This is a genomic window from Haloarcula sp. S1AR25-4 (genome assembly GCF_031624555.1).
GTDB lineage: Archaea > Halobacteriota > Halobacteria > Halobacteriales > Haloarculaceae > Haloarcula > Haloarcula pellucida.
On record NZ_JAMQOR010000002.1, the window covers coordinates 35,237 to 51,774 of the forward strand.

Annotated in this window: 15 protein-coding genes; 7 read left to right on the forward strand and 8 right to left on the reverse strand. The window is 60.1% G+C overall.

The window, feature by feature from the left end; genetic code table 11:
- Nucleotides 1–2 precede the first annotated feature (2 nt).
- From dhaM to NDI85_RS08855, 6 genes are all read right to left on the reverse strand, one after another.
- Nucleotides 3–383, reverse strand: a complete 381-nt coding sequence (gene dhaM, locus NDI85_RS08830; RefSeq protein WP_188998269.1) for a dihydroxyacetone kinase phosphoryl donor subunit DhaM — start codon at nt 381–383, stop codon at nt 3–5.
- Complete coding sequence (gene dhaL / locus NDI85_RS08835) at nt 383–1,090, reverse strand: dihydroxyacetone kinase subunit DhaL (RefSeq protein WP_310915557.1); 708 nt, start codon at nt 1,088–1,090, stop codon at nt 383–385. The genes dhaM and dhaL overlap by 1 nt, the downstream gene beginning before the upstream one ends.
- On the reverse strand, nt 1,087–2,085 hold the full coding sequence (gene dhaK, locus NDI85_RS08840) for a dihydroxyacetone kinase subunit DhaK (protein WP_310915558.1): 999 nt from the start codon (nt 2,083–2,085) through the stop codon (nt 1,087–1,089). Before dhaK ends, dhaL begins: the two co-directional genes overlap by 4 nt.
- 159 nt (nt 2,086–2,244) lie before the next feature.
- Complete coding sequence (locus NDI85_RS08845) at nt 2,245–2,835, reverse strand: thioredoxin family protein (protein WP_188998278.1); 591 nt, start codon at nt 2,833–2,835, stop codon at nt 2,245–2,247.
- A gap of 47 nt (nt 2,836–2,882) precedes the next feature.
- On the reverse strand, nt 2,883–4,127 hold the full coding sequence (locus NDI85_RS08850; protein WP_310915559.1) for an MFS transporter: 1,245 nt from the start codon (nt 4,125–4,127) through the stop codon (nt 2,883–2,885).
- Nucleotides 4,128–4,178: 51 nt separating this feature from the next.
- Nucleotides 4,179–4,511 carry a hypothetical protein gene (locus NDI85_RS08855; protein WP_188998287.1) on the reverse strand — a complete coding sequence of 111 codons (333 nt, stop codon included), beginning with the start codon at nt 4,509–4,511 and terminating at the stop codon, nt 4,179–4,181.
- Nucleotides 4,512–4,632: 121 nt separating this feature from the next.
- Between NDI85_RS08855 and NDI85_RS08860 the strand changes: the two genes are divergently transcribed.
- The 5 genes from NDI85_RS08860 to NDI85_RS08880 all read left to right on the forward strand — a co-directional run bounded on the left by NDI85_RS08860 (nt 4,633) and on the right by NDI85_RS08880 (nt 12,420).
- On the forward strand, nt 4,633–5,127 hold the full coding sequence (locus NDI85_RS08860) for an Lrp/AsnC family transcriptional regulator (protein ID WP_188998290.1): 495 nt from the start codon (nt 4,633–4,635) through the stop codon (nt 5,125–5,127).
- The gene (locus tag NDI85_RS08865; RefSeq protein WP_188998294.1) at nt 5,124–6,269 is read left to right on the forward strand and encodes a pyridoxal phosphate-dependent aminotransferase; all 1,146 of its coding nucleotides are present in this window, start codon (nt 5,124–5,126) and stop codon (nt 6,267–6,269) included. The genes NDI85_RS08860 and NDI85_RS08865 overlap by 4 nt, the downstream gene beginning before the upstream one ends.
- Before the next feature lie 186 nt (nt 6,270–6,455).
- A complete protein-coding gene (locus NDI85_RS08870; RefSeq protein WP_310915560.1) occupies nt 6,456–8,969 on the forward strand; it encodes a type II/IV secretion system ATPase subunit in 2,514 nt (837 codons plus the stop codon).
- Complete coding sequence (locus tag NDI85_RS08875; RefSeq protein ID WP_188998299.1) at nt 8,966–11,005, forward strand: type II secretion system F family protein; 2,040 nt, start codon at nt 8,966–8,968, stop codon at nt 11,003–11,005. The genes NDI85_RS08870 and NDI85_RS08875 overlap by 4 nt, the downstream gene beginning before the upstream one ends.
- 290 nt (nt 11,006–11,295) lie before the next feature.
- Entirely contained in the window at nt 11,296–12,420 is a 1,125-nt protein-coding gene (locus NDI85_RS08880; RefSeq protein ID WP_310915561.1) for an MBL fold metallo-hydrolase, read from the forward strand.
- Nucleotides 12,421–12,786: 366 nt separating this feature from the next.
- Here the strand turns inward: NDI85_RS08880 and NDI85_RS08885 are convergent, their stop codons facing one another.
- Nucleotides 12,787–13,164, reverse strand: a complete 378-nt coding sequence (locus NDI85_RS08885; protein ID WP_310915562.1) for a hypothetical protein — start codon at nt 13,162–13,164, stop codon at nt 12,787–12,789.
- A 48-nt stretch (nt 13,165–13,212) separates the two neighbouring features.
- Here NDI85_RS08885 and NDI85_RS08890 point away from each other — a divergent pair, with 48 nt between their 5' ends.
- Both NDI85_RS08890 and NDI85_RS08895 read left to right on the forward strand, forming a co-directional pair.
- Nucleotides 13,213–14,208, forward strand: coding sequence for a hypothetical protein (locus NDI85_RS08890; RefSeq protein ID WP_310915563.1), 996 nt, complete (start codon nt 13,213–13,215; stop codon nt 14,206–14,208).
- A gap of 495 nt (nt 14,209–14,703) precedes the next feature.
- The gene (locus NDI85_RS08895; protein ID WP_310915564.1) at nt 14,704–15,519 is read left to right on the forward strand and encodes a hypothetical protein; all 816 of its coding nucleotides are present in this window, start codon (nt 14,704–14,706) and stop codon (nt 15,517–15,519) included.
- An 82-nt stretch (nt 15,520–15,601) separates the two neighbouring features.
- On the opposite strand, the gene NDI85_RS08900 is transcribed toward NDI85_RS08895, so the two are convergent.
- On the reverse strand, nt 15,602–16,483 hold the full coding sequence (locus tag NDI85_RS08900) for a hypothetical protein (protein ID WP_310915565.1): 882 nt from the start codon (nt 16,481–16,483) through the stop codon (nt 15,602–15,604).
- Between the last annotated feature and the right edge of the window lie 55 nt (nt 16,484–16,538).

Consider the following 16,538-nt stretch of genomic DNA (forward strand, 5'->3'; position numbering starts at 1 on the left):
TCTCAGAGTTTGTCCACGTCCCGTGCGGCCTCGGCTTGCTCGCGAACCGAGTCCAGCGTCGCCTTCGGACTGGTCGCCGCGACGGCGGCGTTGACCGCCCCCTCCAGTACCGGCGCGTCGGCGATGACCGCGTCCACGTCGCTCATCTCGATGGCGACGTCGGCGTTCATCACGGCGCTCCCGAGGTCCACGAGGACGACGACGCCCTCGCCGTCGTCCGCGGCCGCGAGTGCGTCTTCGATGTCGTCGGGGACCGTCCCGAACCCGCCCTGTCCGTCGCCACCGACTGGTTCGATGCGGGTGTCCCCGCCCATCTCGGCGGCCACCTCGGCGATCCCCTCGGCGGCTTTCCGACTGTGCGAGACGATTACGAGGCCGACCATCAGTCCTCGGCGGCCTCCTCGCCGTCGGGAACGGTCGGCGACGTGGCGTCGACGGCGGGCGTCTCGGCCACGTCTACGTGTTCCGTCGCGACGTCCAACAGTTCCTCTAAGATGTACAGCGTGCTGGTCGCGCCGGGGTCCTGATGGCCCACCGAGCGCCACCCGAGATACGACGCTCGGCCCTTCGAGGCCCGGATGGGGACCGTGAAGTCGACGCCTCGCTCGGCGGCCGCGACGGCCTTTGCCAGCGCCTCGACCGGCGGCAGGTCGTCCGTCTCGACGGACTTCTTGAAGGTGTGGACGGCCGGTACCAGCGCGTCGACCATCGTCTTGTCGCCGACTCGCGCGTCGCCGCGGTCCTGCACTTTTTCGAGGTAGGTCTCGGCGAACGCCACCGCGGTGTCGGCGGTGATGCCCCCGTCGAGTTCCTGACTGGCGAAGACGAGCGACCCGCCGTAGAGCGGTCCCGACGCGCCGCCCACCTCCGAGAGGAGCGTCTTGCCCGCTGTCTTGACTACCGTCGCCGGGTCGGGGTCGTCGAGGTCGGCGACTTTCTCGGCGGCGGCGCTCCAGCCGCGGGCCATGTTCCCTCCGTGGTCGGCGTCACCGATGGCCGAGTCGAGGTCGGTGAGATAGCTCCGTTCGGCTTCCAACCGCTCCGCGATGGCCTGTACGGCGGCGACGACGGCGGCACCCTCGTCGCTCATCGGACCGTCAGCGCCGGGGTGTCGGCCGGCGCTCCGAGCAACTCCTGCAACTCGTCGTCGACGGCACAGACCGTGATGGAACACCCGGCCATGTCCAGCGAGGTCATGTAGTCGCCGACCCACGCGTCCCACGTCTCCAGTCCGTGGTCGCCGAGCAGTTCCTGCAGTTTCCGATTGACCACGAACAGTTCCATCTGCGGCGTGCCACCCATGCCGTTGACGATAGTGACGACCTCTTGGCCCTCGTCGAGATCGAGGTCGTCCAGCACTGACTCGGTGAGTTCCTCGGTGATGGCGTCGGCGTCCATGATGTCGGTCCGTTCGACGCCCGGTTCGCCGTGGATGCCGATGCCGAGTTCGATTTCGTCCTCGCCGAGGTCGAACGTCGGTTCCCCCTTCTCCGGGGTGACACAGGAGGTCAGGGCCATCCCCATCGTGCCGACGTTGTCGACCACCTTCTGGGCGACCCGCTGGACCTCATCGAGGTCCGCTCCTTCGGCGGCCTTCGCGCCCGCCGCCTTGTGGACGAGGATAGTGCCGCAGACCCCTCGGCGGCCCGAGGTGTACAGCGAGTCCTCGACGGCCACGTCGTCGTTCACGACGACTTCGGCCACCTCGGTCCCCTCCATCTCGACCATCTCGCCGGCCGTCTCGAAGTTCATCACGTCGCCCTCGTAGTTCTTCACGACCAGCAGGACGCCCTCGCCGCTGTCGACGGCGGCGACCATCTCCTCCAGTTCGTCGGCCGTCGGTGACGTGAACACTTCCCCCGCGGCCGCGCCGTCGAGCATCCCCTCGCCGAGGTAGCCGGCGTGTGTCGGTTCGTGGCCGCTCCCGCCGCCGCTGACGACGCCGACCTTCCCGCCGACCGGCGCGTCTTCGCGGACCAGTACGTTCGTATCCGACAGCCGACGGACGCGGTTCGGGTACGCCGCGACCATCCCGTCTAACATCTCGTCGACCACGTCGTCCGGGTCGTTGATGAGCTTCTTCATGGTACATGATGACAATCGCCGCACTGGTCCTTAAAGCTGAGCGAGGGGCGTGTCAGGAGTGTGCGAGGGCGTTTTCGCTCGAAAAGCGTGCCTGTCGGTTCGTTCGACGGACTCGGCTGGGTCCCAGCGGCGAGTCGGACGGCCCAGCGGGGTCGGTGATTAGACGTCCCAGTAGTCGGGTTCGTTGCCCTCGGTCCACTTGATGGAACACCCACGGGACGGCTTCTCGGCGCTGGTTATCTCGTCGCCGGCCAGCAGCGTCTCGACGTGGGCAGCCATCTCTCGGTCGCTCGGTTCGTCGTCGGGGTTCGGGGCGTCGTCCAGTCGACCGTGATAGGCCAGTCGGAACGTCCCGCCGTCGTTCCGGAACAGGAAGGGGTCCGGCGTGCAGCGAGCGCCGTACGCCGCCGCGACGGACTGCCTCTCGTCGCGGAGGTACGCGTCGTAGGCCACGTCGCCGCTCTCGACGAGTGACTGCATCCGTTCGAACGAGTCGTCCGGGTACGCCTCGGCGTCGTTCGGGTTGACGCCCACGACGGCGAGGTCGTCGTACGCCTCGGCCAGCCGGTTCAGTTCGGGAATCTTCGCCTTCGCGTAGGGACAGTGGTTACACGTGAACACGACGAGCAGCGCGTCGTAGTCGGCGAAGTCGTCGAGCGCGTACGTCGCCCCGTCGGCACCGGGCAGTTCGAACGTCGGTGCGGCGTCGCCACGTTCGAGCACGTCGGAGTCGGAGTCGAGCGAAACCATGGTGGGCGACGCTACGTCGTCGTTCGATAAAAGCCCACGGACCCCGCTCAGTTCCCCAGTTGGACCGACTCCGTCGCTCGTGACCCACCCACGGCCAGCACGACAGCCGTCAGGCCGATGGCGATGACGCCGATGCCGGCCACGACCCAGAACGCCGCGGCGACCCCGGCGCGTTCGACGACGACAGCGAGGACCGGCGGGGCGACGGCCGCGCCGCCCGAGATACCGACGGTGAGCAAGCCGAAGTTCTTGCCCGCAGAGTCCGCCGAGGAGAGGGCGTCGGCCAGCGACGCTCGGGCGGGCCGACTGCCGTCGACGGTGGCCGAGAGGACGAGGACGAGCGCCAGCGCCCCCAGAACGGGGAGCGTCCCGAGCGCCAGCACCCCGGCGACGACGACGAGTGCGGCGTACCCGCCCACCAACACCGGCCCCGGCGAGTAGCGGTCGGTGAGCCATCCGCCGGCGAAGATGAGCACCGCGCCGGTGACGAGCATCGCCGAGACGGCGAAGTTCGCGGTGGCGTCGGGAATCGGGTAGCCCGAGGAGAGTAGCGTCGCCGTGTACTGTTTGATGCCCCACCCGGCCATCGACGTGACGAACCAGAGGACGGTGAGCGCGACGATGGGCGGCGAGGCGAGGACGGTCCGGAGTTCGCTCCGGACCCGCGTCGCGAGCGAGGCGTCACGCGACTGCTCGGTGCTCGTCGGATGGGTGATGGTCTCGTCGACGCGCCGGTCGAAGGCGAGCAGACAGGCGGCGCCGTAGACGCCGCCGACGACGGCGATAGCGCCGATGGCGACGCGCCAGTCGACACCGAGCGTGCTCGCCGTCGCGACGACGGCCGGCGGCGCGGCGAAGCCGAGCGCCCCGGTGAAGCCGTGGACGCTGTAGGCCCGGCCACGGGTGTCTGGCGTCGTCGCCGCCCCGATGAGCGGGTAGTGTGCCGGGTGGTGACCGGCGATACCGATTCCGGTGACGACGCTCGCGACGAGCAACCAACGGTAGCTCTGGGCGGTGGCGGTGAGCATCGCACCCAGCGCTCCGAACGTCAGTGAGATGGCCAGCACCGAGGTCCGACTCCGAGAGTCCGACAGCGACCCGAACGGCAACTGGAGCGCCGTGACCACGACGCCGACGGTCCCCAGTGCGATACCCAGTTGGGCGTCGGTCAGCCCGAGGTCGGCCTTCAGCGGCCCGAAAATCGGCGGCAGCAGCATGAAGTAGGCGTGGTTGACCAGATGCGACCCCCCGACGAGGCCGACGACGAGACGGGACTGGGCGTCAGAGACCACGATAGGGCAGGGTGTGCGGCCCGCCACAAAGAACGGTGTGGTTCGGCGGGGTCACTCCTCCTCGGCCAATCGAGCCGAAACCGCCTCGTCGAACGCCGCAGCGGCGCGAAACACGTCCGTCTCCGTCGCGACGCCGAACAGCGCTTCGTCGCCTTCGACCTCGTGTTTCTCCAGGAACCCTATCTCGACGAGATGCTCTAACGTGCCATCGAGATACAGCGTCTTCAGGGGGACACCGGCCTCGTCGCTCAGTTCGGTCTTGGTGTACGTCGTCTCGGCGTCGAGACGCAGGAGCGTGTCGATGACCGCCGGCGCGCCGTCGTACGACGCGACGTTCCCCCACCCCGTCTCGACTGTCTCTTCGTTTGCGGCCTCCTCGAACATCAGCCGAGTCGTAGGACGCTACCTAGTTAAACCTCGCGTCGGTTTCGGCGACCGACCGGAAGCGTGCCAGTCAGTCTCACCATTGAGCAAGGCTTTTGTTCGGGACCGTCCGCCTCTGTGTATGAGCAGTCGCCGCGAGATTCTGAACCTGCTGCGGGAGAACGCCCGCTACACGACGGAGGACCTCGCCCACATGACGGGGTTCTCCGAGAGCGAGGTCGAGACCATCGTCGAGGAGTTCGAGGAGGCCGGCGTCATCTGTGGGTATCAGGCCGTCGTCGACTGGAGCGCCGTCGACACCGACGAGGAGCGAGTGCGCGCGACGGTCGAACTCAACGTGGCACTGGACCGCGAGACCAACTACAGCGACATCGCCGACCGCATCGGGAAGTTCCCCGAAGTGACCTCGCTGCGCCTCGTCAGCGGTGACTACGACTTCGACCTCGAAGTCGAGGGCGACTCCATGCGGGAGGTGTCGCACTTCATCAGCGACAAGATAGCGCCCATCCCCGAGATTACGCAGACGGTCACCCACTACATCATGGAGTCCTACAAGGAACAGGGGATGACCTTCGACGACCACGACGACGACGACAGACTCTCCGTCTCGCCATGACGTTCGAGCCAGCAGACCGAGTCGACGCGGTGCCACCGTCGGGTATCCGGCGGTTCTTCGAGTTGGCCGAGGAGATGGACGACATCATCTCGCTGGGCGTCGGCGAACCGGACTTCTCCGCGCCGTGGGCCGCCCGCGAGGCCGCCATAACCTCGCTGGAACGGGGCCAGACCTCCTACACCGCCAACCGCGGGAAGCGCGAACTCCGCGAGCGCATCGCCGGCTACGAGACCGAGCGCCACGACCTGACCTACGACCCCGACGAGGAGATTCTGGTCACCGCCGGCGCGAGCGAGGGGCTCGACTTGGCGTTCCGCGCGCTGCTCGACCCCGGCGACAGTATCGCGGTCGCACAGCCGTGTTACGTCTCCTACGTCCCGGGTGCGACCTTCGCCGGCGTCGACGTCGTCGACGTGCCGACCCGCGTCGAGGACGAGTTCAAACTCACCCGCGAGGTGCTCGAACAGTCGGGCGCGGCCGAGGCCGACGCGCTGGTCTACTGCTACCCGAACAACCCGACGGGCGCGACGATGACCGGCGAGGAACTCCGAGAGGTGGCGGCCTTTTGCCGGGAGAACGACCTCGTGGTGTTCGCCGACGAGATCTACGCCGACCTGACCTACGAACACGACCACACCTCTATCGCGACGCTCCCGGGGATGCGCGAACGAACCGTCGTGTTCAACGGGTTCTCGAAGGCCTTCGCGATGACCGGATTCAGACTCGGCTACGCGATGGGGCCGCCGGAGGCCATCACCGCGATGAACCGCGTTCACCAGTACACGATGCTGTCGGCGCCGACCACCGCTCAGTACGCCGCCATCGAGGCACTGGAGAACTGCTGGGAGGAGGTCGAGGAGATGACCTCGCAGTACGACCGACGGCGGAACTACGTCCTCTCGCGTCTCGATGGCATGGGACTGGACTGCTTCCCCGCGTCGGGGGCGTTCTACGCTTTCCCCGAGTGTCCGTGGGACGACGCGAGCGAGTTCGCCGAGTCGTTGCTCCAGTCCGAGGGTGTCGCCGTCGTGCCGGGTACCGCCTTCGGCGAAGGCGGGGACGGCCACCTTCGCCTCTCCTATGCAACGGGGCTAGACGACCTCAAAGAGGCGATGAACCGGATGGAGTCGTTCCTCCAGTAGCGCCTCGAGAACCGTTTCGGGACGGGGCGGACACCCAATTATCAACCACAATAGCGGTGCCGAAAGCTTAAGGATAGTTCCTCCACAATCACTGTCAAACCGTGCAGCATAGGGTCACCGTCCGGGGGATCGTGGGTCAATTCACCGGCAATAAGTTTTTTCACGCCGACCGGCAGATGACAGATAATGGCAATTGATGACACAGGGGGGACAGAGCCGAATCAGGTCGGCGAGGGTGGGACTGGTGCCGACCAGTCGGCGGCAGTCGGGGAGTACACGTGGGACGACTTGCGACGGGAGTTCCACGATGGAGGTCGGTTCGACCGGAGCGAGTATCTCGGGTTCGAGCCACGCCAACTCGGAGACAAGCTAGAGACGGCAGCGAGTACGGCGCTCACGCTGAACGGGCCGTTCGAGGAGTATCTCGACCCCTCGACGACGCCCGTCACGAAGGGCGCCTACACGTGGGAACACTTCAAGCAAGAGTACTACTACGAGGACGGCTCTCTCCCTCGGGACGAGGAGGGCGAGGTGGTCCCGTTCGACGCCGAAGAGCATCTCGGCTTCGATCCGGACCACACCGAGACCCGACTCTCACAGGCCGACGACTTCGCGTCCGAACTGGCCGACGTCGTCGACGAGAACACCGTCGACGTCAATCCGGAGTTAGACGAGGACGCGTTCTTCTCGACCAGACACGGCCACACGACGGTCGTCAACCGGTACGACCTAGAGAAGGCGGTCCCACACAGCAAGAAGTCTCACTTCAAAGAGCTAGAGCGCTACTGGGTCAACAAGCCCTACGCCTGCGTCGTCATCTTCCACTCCCGCAAGGAGAACGAGAAGAAGTACTACGTCGTCGAACCGTACCTCAACGCCATCGAGGACGACCTCAAGCAGTTCCTCTCCGGAAAGCTCAAGACGGCCATCAAGTACTCCGAGGACGAGGTCATCGTTCAGGGGTCGAACGCCGACCGAGCCGAGGTCATCCAGCGAGAGGCCGAGAACCTCCTCTCGCGGTACGACCTCTACGACGGGACAGTCGGTGCCGGCAGCGGCGACGGCGGCGGCATCCTCGACCAGGTGAAAGAGCTGTTCGACATGGGCGAAGCGGCCGAAGACCCGGACGAGGCCGGGCAACTCGACGGTATCTCGACGCGGCCCGAACCGGCGATTCTCGAGGACGACCCCGCGACGCTCAACGAGTACCAGGTCGAGAAACTGCTGTACATGCTCAAGCGGGACTTCATCGGGTACGCCCGCATCGACGGCATCAAACACGACATCAACGTCGAGGACATCTCCTGTGACGGGTACAACTCCCGGGTGTTCGTCTACCACACCGACTACGAGCAGATCATCTCGAACGTCGAACACGGCCAGACGGAACTCGACGACTTCGTCGTCAAACTCGCCCAGCGCTCGGGCAAGGGCATCTCGAAGCGCCAACCACAGGTCGACGCGACGCTGCCGGACGGGTCGCGTGCCCAGTTGACGCTCGGCCGGGAAGTGTCCGACCACGGGACGAACTACACCATCCGGCAGTTCAAGGACGTCCCCTTCACCCCCATCGACCTCATCAACTGGAACACGTTCTCGCTGGACGAGATGGCGTTCCTCTGGCTCTGTATCGAGAATCACAAGTCGCTCATCTTCGCGGGCGGGACCGCATCCGGGAAAACCACGAGTCTGAACGCCGTCTCGCTGTTCATCCCCTCGAACTCGAAAATCGTCTCCATCGAGGACACCCGCGAGGTGGAACTGCCACAGCGCAACTGGGTCGCGAGCGTCACCCGCCCCTCCTTCGGCGAGGACGACACCGGCGACGTCGACGAGTTCGACCTGCTGGAGGCCGCACTCCGGCAACGTCCGGACTACATCGTCATGGGTGAGATTCGCGGTGAGGAAGGTCGCACCCTGTTTCAGGTCATGTCGACCGGTCACACCACCTACACCACCTTCCACGCCGACTCCGTCGGCGAGGTCATCAAGCGCTTCACCACCGAACCGATCAACGTCTCGAAGACGCTGTTTACCGCGCTCGACCTCGTCTCGATCCAGACCCAGACGCGGGTCGACGGCAACAAGGTCCGCCGGAACAAGTCTCTGACCGAGATCAACGAGTACTCCGCCGAGAACGACGAAATCAACGTCCGGGACGTCTACGAGTGGCGCGCCGAGACGGACGAGTACATCCAGATGGGGAACTCGAACACCTTAGAGGAGGTCAAGTTCGACCGCGGGTGGACCCAGGAGAAACTCGACGAGGAACTGTTCAAGCGGAAAGTCGTCCTCGCGTACCTCATCGAACAGGGGCTAAACACCTACACGCAGGTCGCCGCGACGATTCAGGCGTTCATCAACGACCCGGAGACCATCCTCACACTCATCGCTAACGACCAACTCGAACAGTCGCTCGAAGACCTCCGTGAGATGGAGTCTGTCAAGATCGACATCGATCCCGAGAAAGAGGAGATGGTCCCGCGGCCCGACGCCCCACCGGAGATGGTCGAGGAGACGAAAGGCGTACTGGACAACGCCGGCCCGCTGTTCGACCAGTTCACGAGCGGCGACACCACCGACATCGTCTCGGCGCTGATGGACGGCGACGCACTGGCGGAGGCCGAAAAAGAGGAAGAAGAGACCGGCGGCTTCGGCCAGTTCGTCCCGAAAGCCGGGAAGGAGGCAGATAGCGGATGAGCCTCGACACGAAGGGCCAGCAACAACTCGGGAGCGGTGGCGCTCTGGGTGACGCTTTCTACCCCGCTTACCAGACGCTGTTCGACGAGGAGGGCGATTTCGTCGACAGCGTGCAGACGAAACTCGCCGAGGCGCGGATGGCCGACAACGTCGAGATGTTCCTCGCACGCGCCCTCGCCGTCGGCGTCATCGCGGGACTGGCACTCTGGCTCGTCGGCACCCTGCTGGGGTACCTGCTCGTCAGTATCCTGTTTACTGGCTCGGAGGGGCCGACGTTCATCGGCGTCGTCATCCAGAACGAGACGCTGCTTGCCATCATCGATGCGCTGAAACTCCCCTTCCTGATTCTCGTGACGGGCGTCGTCTTCGGTGCCATCGGCTTCGGCATCGGCTTCGGCTCGCTCGTTTCGATTCCGTACTTCCGGGCCAGTGCTCGCGAGCGCGAGATCAACATCCTCCTCTCGGACTCCATCTCGTTTATGTACGCCCTCTCCGTGGGTGGGCTGAACCAACTCGAGATCCTCCAGGCGATGGCGAAAGCCGACGATACCTACGGAGAGGTCGCCCACGAGTTCCAGTCTATCGTTCTAGAGACCGAATACTTCGATACGGACTATCGGACGGCCGTTCGGAATCAGGCGCTCGAAACCCCTTCCGACAGCCTCTCTCAGTTCCTCACCGACATGCTCTCTATCATCAACTCCGGTGGGGACATGACCTCGTTCCTCGAAGACCAGAAAGAAAAGCACATGCGGACCGCCCGGCAGGAGCAAGAGAAGATGCTGGAGACGCTGGAACTGTTCGGCGAGATGTACATGACCCTCTCGCTGTTCCCGCTCTTGCTCATCATCATCCTCGTCATCATGTCGATGATGGGCAACGCCCAGCAGCGGCTCATCTACGGCACCGTCTACGGTCTCATCCCGCTGACCGGGATGGCCTTCCTGGTGCTCGTCTCGACGGTCACGCAGGACTCCATCGGTGATGGGTACCTCCGGCCAGACGCCAGCGAAGACGACATCGTCGTCGACGAAGGCATCGGCGTCTTCAACCTCGGTCTCGTCGAGCAGTACAGCGGCAGTTACGCCGTCTTCGACCGCGTGAAGAGTCGCGAAGGGACCTACGAGTTCCTCCAGATTCTCAAGAAGCCACACCTGTTCTTCCGCGACCACCCGATGCTCGTGCTGGGGCTGACGATTCCGCTCTCTATCCTCTCGATCGTCGCCGCCGTGGTCCTCGGGCAAGCCCCCCTCTCGCTCGACGGGATGATCAATCGGCCTGTACCGGGGACGTTCTTCTGGGTGTACGTCCCGATGTACATCAACTTCGTGCCGCTGACGATATTCTACGAGTGGAACCAACGCTCGCGGAAAGCCATCATCGGCAACCTCTCTGACAACCTCCGGAAACTCGCCTCGGCGAACGACACCGGAATGACCCTGCTCGAATCCATCAAAGTCGTCTCCGAGACGTCCGCCGGGAAGCTCTCAGACGAGTTCGAGACGATGCACGCGAAGGTCAACTACGGCACCAGTCTCAAGGAGGCCCTCCGAGAGTTCAACAACAAGTACCACGTCCCGCGACTGGCTCGGACGGTGAAACTCATCGCCGAGGCACAGGAAGCCTCCAGCCAGATTCAGGACGTCCTCTCGACGGCCGCACAGGCCTCGGAGAATCAGGACGACATCGAGCGCGAGCGGAAGTCCCGAACCCGGATGCAGATGGTCATCATCATCATGACCTACCTCACCCTGCTGGGCGTGATGGCGCTGCTGAAGACGCAGTTCCTCGACGTGATGTCCGGCCTGTCGAGTCAGGCCTCCGGTGCCAGCGGGTCCGGCGCGCCCGGCGGCGGGTTCGGTGGCAGCGTCGACGTCGACCTCCTGTCGATGCTGTTCTTCCACGCTGTCACCCTGCAGGCGCTCCTCTCCTCGTTCATCGCCGGCTATATCCGCGAGGTGAACCTGATGGCGGGCGTGAAGTTCGCCGTCGTCCTCTCGACGATAGCGCTCGTCGTGTGGATGGCCGTCGGGTAACCCGTCCGTGTCTCGCCCGCGGTGGCAGACTCTTCGTCTCCCCCGCACTCCGCCGGAAGTAATCCGAGCCAACTCTGTGAGTGATACTGGTGGCTGTACGTTCGTAACGATATTCGCCACCCCGGGTGGCGAATTACTTCAGTTTGTTACAGCCACCAGTATGAGCCACGCCACCCGTCTCGCTCACGCCGGTAATCCGCGTCCCGTGACCCCGTCCAGTACCGGTACCGTCAGGACGAGAGGGGTATCTCGGTCATAACTTTGCGCGCGTCACTCGTCGTCGAGACACCATGCAGGGGAACAATCGTCCGGTAGACCCCGACGTCACACGACGGAGCTACCTCACCGCCAGCGCGGCAGGTCTGCTCGGGATGGCAGGCTTGAGCGGTTCCGTGTCGGCACAGGACCTTTCAGACGCGACGAGCGCGCTCGCAGCACAGACTTCGGCCCCCGAAGACCCGGAGATTCCCGACAAGGGCTATCTGGTGGCGGCACTCGGCGACGGCATCTACTGGATCACCGAGGGCGTCTACCAGATGCTGTTTCTCACGACGGGCGAGGGCGTGGTCGTCGTCGACGCACCCCCGACCATCGGGCAGAACATCCTCGCCGCGATCGACGAGGTGACTGACGAACCGATCACCCACGTCGTCTACAGCCACTACCACGCGGACCACATCGGCGCTGCGACGCTCTACCCCGACGACGCCGAGTACATCGCCCACGTGGGGACCGCCAGATTCCTCGACCGGGTCGGTGACGACAACCGCCCGTCTCCGACGACTGTGTTCGGTCCGAGAACGAACGCCACTCCGAGCACTGCCGGTCAGCAGGAACGCCCCGACCGTCGACACGTCGATGGCAACAGCTACACCCTCGAAGTCGGGGACCAACGCCTCGAACTCGAACACCGCGGACCGAACCACGCCGCCGGAAACGTCTTCATCCACGCGCCAACCCACCGAGTCCTCATGTTCGTCGACGTCGTGTTCCCGGGGTGGATCCCCTTCCAGAACCTCGCCGAGTCGTCAGATATTCCGGGCTACATCAGGGCCCACGATCAGATCCTCGAGTACGACTTCGATACGCTCGTCGCCGGCCACCTGACTCGACTCGGGACGCCGGCGGACGTCCGGACCCAGCGAGAGTTCGTTACGGATCTGGAGGCGAATTGCCGCGAGGCCATCGCCACGGTGGACCTCGGGCAGGTCGTCCGGGAACGCCAGCCAACCAACCTCTGGGAGACGTTCGCGGCGTATCTAGACGAGACGTCGCGGGTCGCGGCGGACACCACGCTGGAGACGTGGGGGAACGACCGACTCCGCGGCGCCGACGTGTTCATGCAGAGCCACGCCGCGACGATGATCGAATCGCTCCGCATCGACTTCGGCGTCCTCGGACCGTTCGGGCTGTGAGAGGAGGCGGAGCGCGCCGGACCGTCGTCCCAGCGGGAGCGATCGCCTCGCTCCACTCGGCGCCGTGACTGGCAGCGGTTCCAAGCCGGGCGTCGACGAACGTGCACACCGCTCGGGACTGTGGTCACGACGGGAGAGCCAGGACTCGCCGAGAGTGAGCGAACGCACGGCGTTCGGCGAGTTCACGAACGACTGATGGTGCGAAGCGGCCGAAGAACGGTAGTGGTACCGTTTGGGCTCCGAGCTAGCGAACGCGACGACCCACACACCAAGCGACACCATGACGGCGTAATCGGCCGTGAGCGTGTACGATGGCCAATCGGGGCGTTGCGAACGTTCAGGTAGTCATCCATCATCCCGCTGGCCTTACGCTGGTAGCTCATTCGCTACCACCGAGTTGGCGGACTTCCCACACGTCGTACTCCGCTCCTCACCGTCGTCGGTCGTGAACGTACGCGTCTTTTCTGTGTGCTTGATGCCGACGACATCTCCCTCACCGAGATCGTTGTCGTCGAGGGCGTTGTCGATCTGGCTGTTGGACCACATGGCGACGACATCACCGATGCCACGGGAGAGTTCGATAACGGTGGTGTCGTACTGACCGCAGTTCGGGACGACATCACGAATCTCGCCCACGACGTTCTCTCCGGGTTCGAGTTCGATCCACTCGGAATCGTAGTCGTCGTCGGAGTTGCTTTCAACTGGTTCGAGGTCGTCGAAGGATGGCGTTTCCTGAGTTGCCATACATGGAGAGATTCCGAGTGATTGGACTTAATTAGGGGTTGAAGCTCGGTGAAAGTGAAAATAGACTTCGAGGGAGAGATAATAGTTATCAGATTTGATTGTCAGGCAGTATTATTATTAGAAGTTGATTTGAATTCCACCTGTATGTACAAAGAATACAATCCAGGTTTTGCTAGACACAAAGGCGGTGCAGCGAGTCCGAGAGCTGAGATATTATGGGAAGAGCAACAAATTGGAATTCACTGGAAAGATCTGCCTAGTGCTAATCCAGATGACTACTCAGGACGTGGCTCCCAAGAAATATCAAACCTCAATGGGTTTGCAGAAGAGGGCGCCATAGTCGGAGCATCGTACCGCGATGTGACAAAAACAGAAATGTTAGTGGGAGTCGTGGAACCAGAATCTGAGATTGAACTTCTGTATTTTGATGGAGCAGATATCGTCAAGCGTGAATTTGTAGAACCAGGACAAGCTACCCCATCTGAGGCAGGTGATGCAATGATTCTCAAAACACTACCATTGAGCAATGTTCAGACAGTTTCTATTGAAGAACATCCTATAATCTTTGAAAGCGGCGTGCGCCCTCGTCACTGGTCTGTATGTAATTGGTGGAATGGAGAAGAGCATCTCCGAGCGATTATTAACCAGACCTCAAAACCGTTTTCTGTACATTCTCTCAAGCCTGATCAACTTGAAGTAGTCTGTGAAGAATTTCTTCGAATCGTCGACGGAAACTACACACGATTAGCCGGAATTGGTGGTACTTCGGCAGATATTGATATTTCGGGGATTTCAGGTGATACTCGAATTTGGGGTCAAGTAACAATGGGCGGAACAGGAACTGTTCGGTCAAAATTGGAGACTCTTGAGGATTACACTGGCAATGCTAGAGTACTGATGTTTGCAAAACAGAGCTCTAAACCCGACAAAATCCCTGAAGGAGTGACTTACCTACCGGTTGAAACCGTCTTTTCTACTGTTGCTCTCAGTGAGTCTGGGCGATCAATGCTTGAAGAGATGTTAAACCTCTCTACGCCTGAATAACATATACAACAGGGATTGATTGCTGACGAGTTTTCTAATCTGATGACCCTCATCGAAATATCATCCCTCCATATATTAACAAATTTTCCTATGGCAAAATACAAGGAGTCCAATTTGACGGATAAGAGGATGTATCTGGACTACTGGTTTCAGAAGATGGGATAACGGCGTTTATCCGGTTTCGTGAATCCACTCTTGAGAAACGGATACGTCTCGCGGATAACCTCCTGTGACAGATGACGAGATAATCTCAGTCTTATCTCAGGCTAGCGATCCCGTGTTATCAACTAACGAAGTTGCTGAACAACTCCCAATAAAATCCAATGAGACACGAGTTCGATTAAAAGAACTTCTCAACGAGATTCGTATCAATGGTAAACAAGCTGGACGAAGCTGGATCTGGTGGACACCAAACCAGTCTGAAAGACATGACTGATTTTTAGAGAGGTCTGATTCAGCAGAAGGTATTTATTACCATCACTTTAATGGGGTATTATGACGGTTCGACAGACATTCAGGATTGCAGAGTTTGATCTCCCGCAAGATGAGCTTCCTACACCAGAGGAATTAGCAGAGAACATTAATGACGAATTTTCACAGAGAAATGAAGAGGAAGATCCAGTCAGTGGGGAGACACTAGACTATCTCGAAAAGGGTAGGAACGCCCACTATGAAATGAACAGAGATTCGTACAATTTCTGCTATTTCCGATATGTCACAGACACTCCAGAAAGTTTCAGAATACGGAATGATGATAATGAAGAGGTCGAACAAAATGAGACTGTTCTAGAGACAGCCAGCGTAATCTATTTTGACACGGGTGAATTCGCTTTCCAGACTCGCCAAGACATAGCAGAAGCCTGGATACCCGCATTCATTGCGAAGATCGCTGACATGGATGTCGATAACGACTTTTTCACTCGGAAGTTCTTCGAGAGTGATAAAATGAGGTCGGTGTACCAGAATGCAGACACTATTAGTAAAATAGCCTTTAATCATCCGGGCGACAGCGAGAATATCTCCGGGAATGGACTCGGCGATGATATTGGAGATCTTGCAGAGTTGTGTGAAGGACTGACATTCAGTACTGGACAAGGAGACGGAAATTTACAAGGAAATAGTGTGATCGACGCTGCTGTTGATGCACTTGAAGTGAAGCAACTGAATACCAAAAGGGGTGATGAAAATATGATCACAGTCAAAAATTCAGGTAGATTGACTATATCATGGAACGAGAGTGAGTGGAATCAGGACGAACTAGCACGGAATCGAGCACAGACAATCCGTTCAAAAATATTACCCTTCATTTAGAGTTAGGTAGTTATAGTAGAATAGTTCAATTGATGCACACCGCCCACAACAAGTTTTCCAGTTAAGATAAGAAATCGAGAAGCTATATTTGGACTAGTGGATAGAAGTCTACCGATATTATCCAGAAAAATACACCAATAAAATTGAAAATTATACCAAGAATCACAAATAGTGCGGCTATAGCTAATAACATAACGTTACCATCGTTAAGATCCCAAATATCCGGTAGTAAAGAAGATAAAGACTGGCGGTCTCTACCGACAATTATTGCCCATGAATACATAAGTAAAATAAGCAGAGTTGTGGCGACAATCGTGAAGTTCGCCATGATCAATCCTCTAATATCGCCTAAATAGCTCATACCCATAAGAACGAGGCCAAAAAAGAGTACGCCGCCAGACGCAACAAGAACCTTCTGACCAGTTGAGAGTAATGCTTGAGCAGTAGATATTTTGTCGTTATTTTTATTTAACCATTCTTGGTCAATTTTACTCTCAAAGTATCTTGGATTTGGCCTTATTTTTTGTTCATCAACATGGCCTGAATTCCACTCTTCTGGAAGAATATGATACAGTGTATCGTTGGATACCGGATCAAAAGGCTTCGAACGGAGTACTTTAGCGACGTTTATCAATCCAACTATGCCAATAAGTCCACCAGCAGCCAAAATAGTGAAACCAGATACACGACTGCTTAGGGCAAAGAATAGGACATTTGTAATGTCTGTCCCAAGTTCTTGAGACGCTGACTGATATGCCGCTGTTGAGTTGTACTGGCTAATTACCTTCGTTGGACTAGATGGCAAGATAGTACCGACGGCGACCATGAGAAAGGCTCCAGCAGCAATGACAGTCCTCAGTAAATTTACCGCCTGTGTTTGGATGTGCTGATATATCTCAAACTGTTGTTGGAACAGTATCTCGGCGGTTTCCTCTATAATAATCTCCTCTTCGTCGTCCTCCATTATCTGGGATTTATTTGACGACAATTATGAAATTATGGACTATCGTTGCGATATG

What these genes read in the sequence shown, in the direction of transcription:
- NDI85_RS08870 (WP_310915560.1), top strand. Translation starts at nt 6,456, where the DNA reads ATGGCAATTGATGACACAGGGGGGACAGAGCCGAATCAGGTCGGCGAG.
- NDI85_RS08880 (WP_310915561.1), top strand. Translation starts at nt 11,296, where the DNA reads ATGCAGGGGAACAATCGTCCGGTAGACCCCGACGTCACACGACGGAGC.
- dhaK (WP_310915558.1), bottom strand. Translation starts at nt 2,085, where the DNA reads ATGAAGAAGCTCATCAACGACCCGGACGACGTGGTCGACGAGATGTTA.
- dhaM (WP_188998269.1), bottom strand. Translation starts at nt 383, where the DNA reads ATGGTCGGCCTCGTAATCGTCTCGCACAGTCGGAAAGCCGCCGAGGGG.
- NDI85_RS08845 (WP_188998278.1), bottom strand. Translation starts at nt 2,835, where the DNA reads ATGGTTTCGCTCGACTCCGACTCCGACGTGCTCGAACGTGGCGACGCC.
- NDI85_RS08865 (WP_188998294.1), top strand. Translation starts at nt 5,124, where the DNA reads ATGACGTTCGAGCCAGCAGACCGAGTCGACGCGGTGCCACCGTCGGGT.
- NDI85_RS08860 (WP_188998290.1), top strand. Translation starts at nt 4,633, where the DNA reads ATGAGCAGTCGCCGCGAGATTCTGAACCTGCTGCGGGAGAACGCCCGC.
- NDI85_RS08855 (WP_188998287.1), bottom strand. Translation starts at nt 4,511, where the DNA reads ATGTTCGAGGAGGCCGCAAACGAAGAGACAGTCGAGACGGGGTGGGGG.
- NDI85_RS08875 (WP_188998299.1), top strand. Translation starts at nt 8,966, where the DNA reads ATGAGCCTCGACACGAAGGGCCAGCAACAACTCGGGAGCGGTGGCGCT.
- NDI85_RS08900 (WP_310915565.1), bottom strand. Translation starts at nt 16,483, where the DNA reads ATGGAGGACGACGAAGAGGAGATTATTATAGAGGAAACCGCCGAGATA.
- NDI85_RS08895 (WP_310915564.1), top strand. Translation starts at nt 14,704, where the DNA reads ATGACGGTTCGACAGACATTCAGGATTGCAGAGTTTGATCTCCCGCAA.
- NDI85_RS08885 (WP_310915562.1), bottom strand. Translation starts at nt 13,164, where the DNA reads ATGGCAACTCAGGAAACGCCATCCTTCGACGACCTCGAACCAGTTGAA.
- dhaL (WP_310915557.1), bottom strand. Translation starts at nt 1,090, where the DNA reads ATGAGCGACGAGGGTGCCGCCGTCGTCGCCGCCGTACAGGCCATCGCG.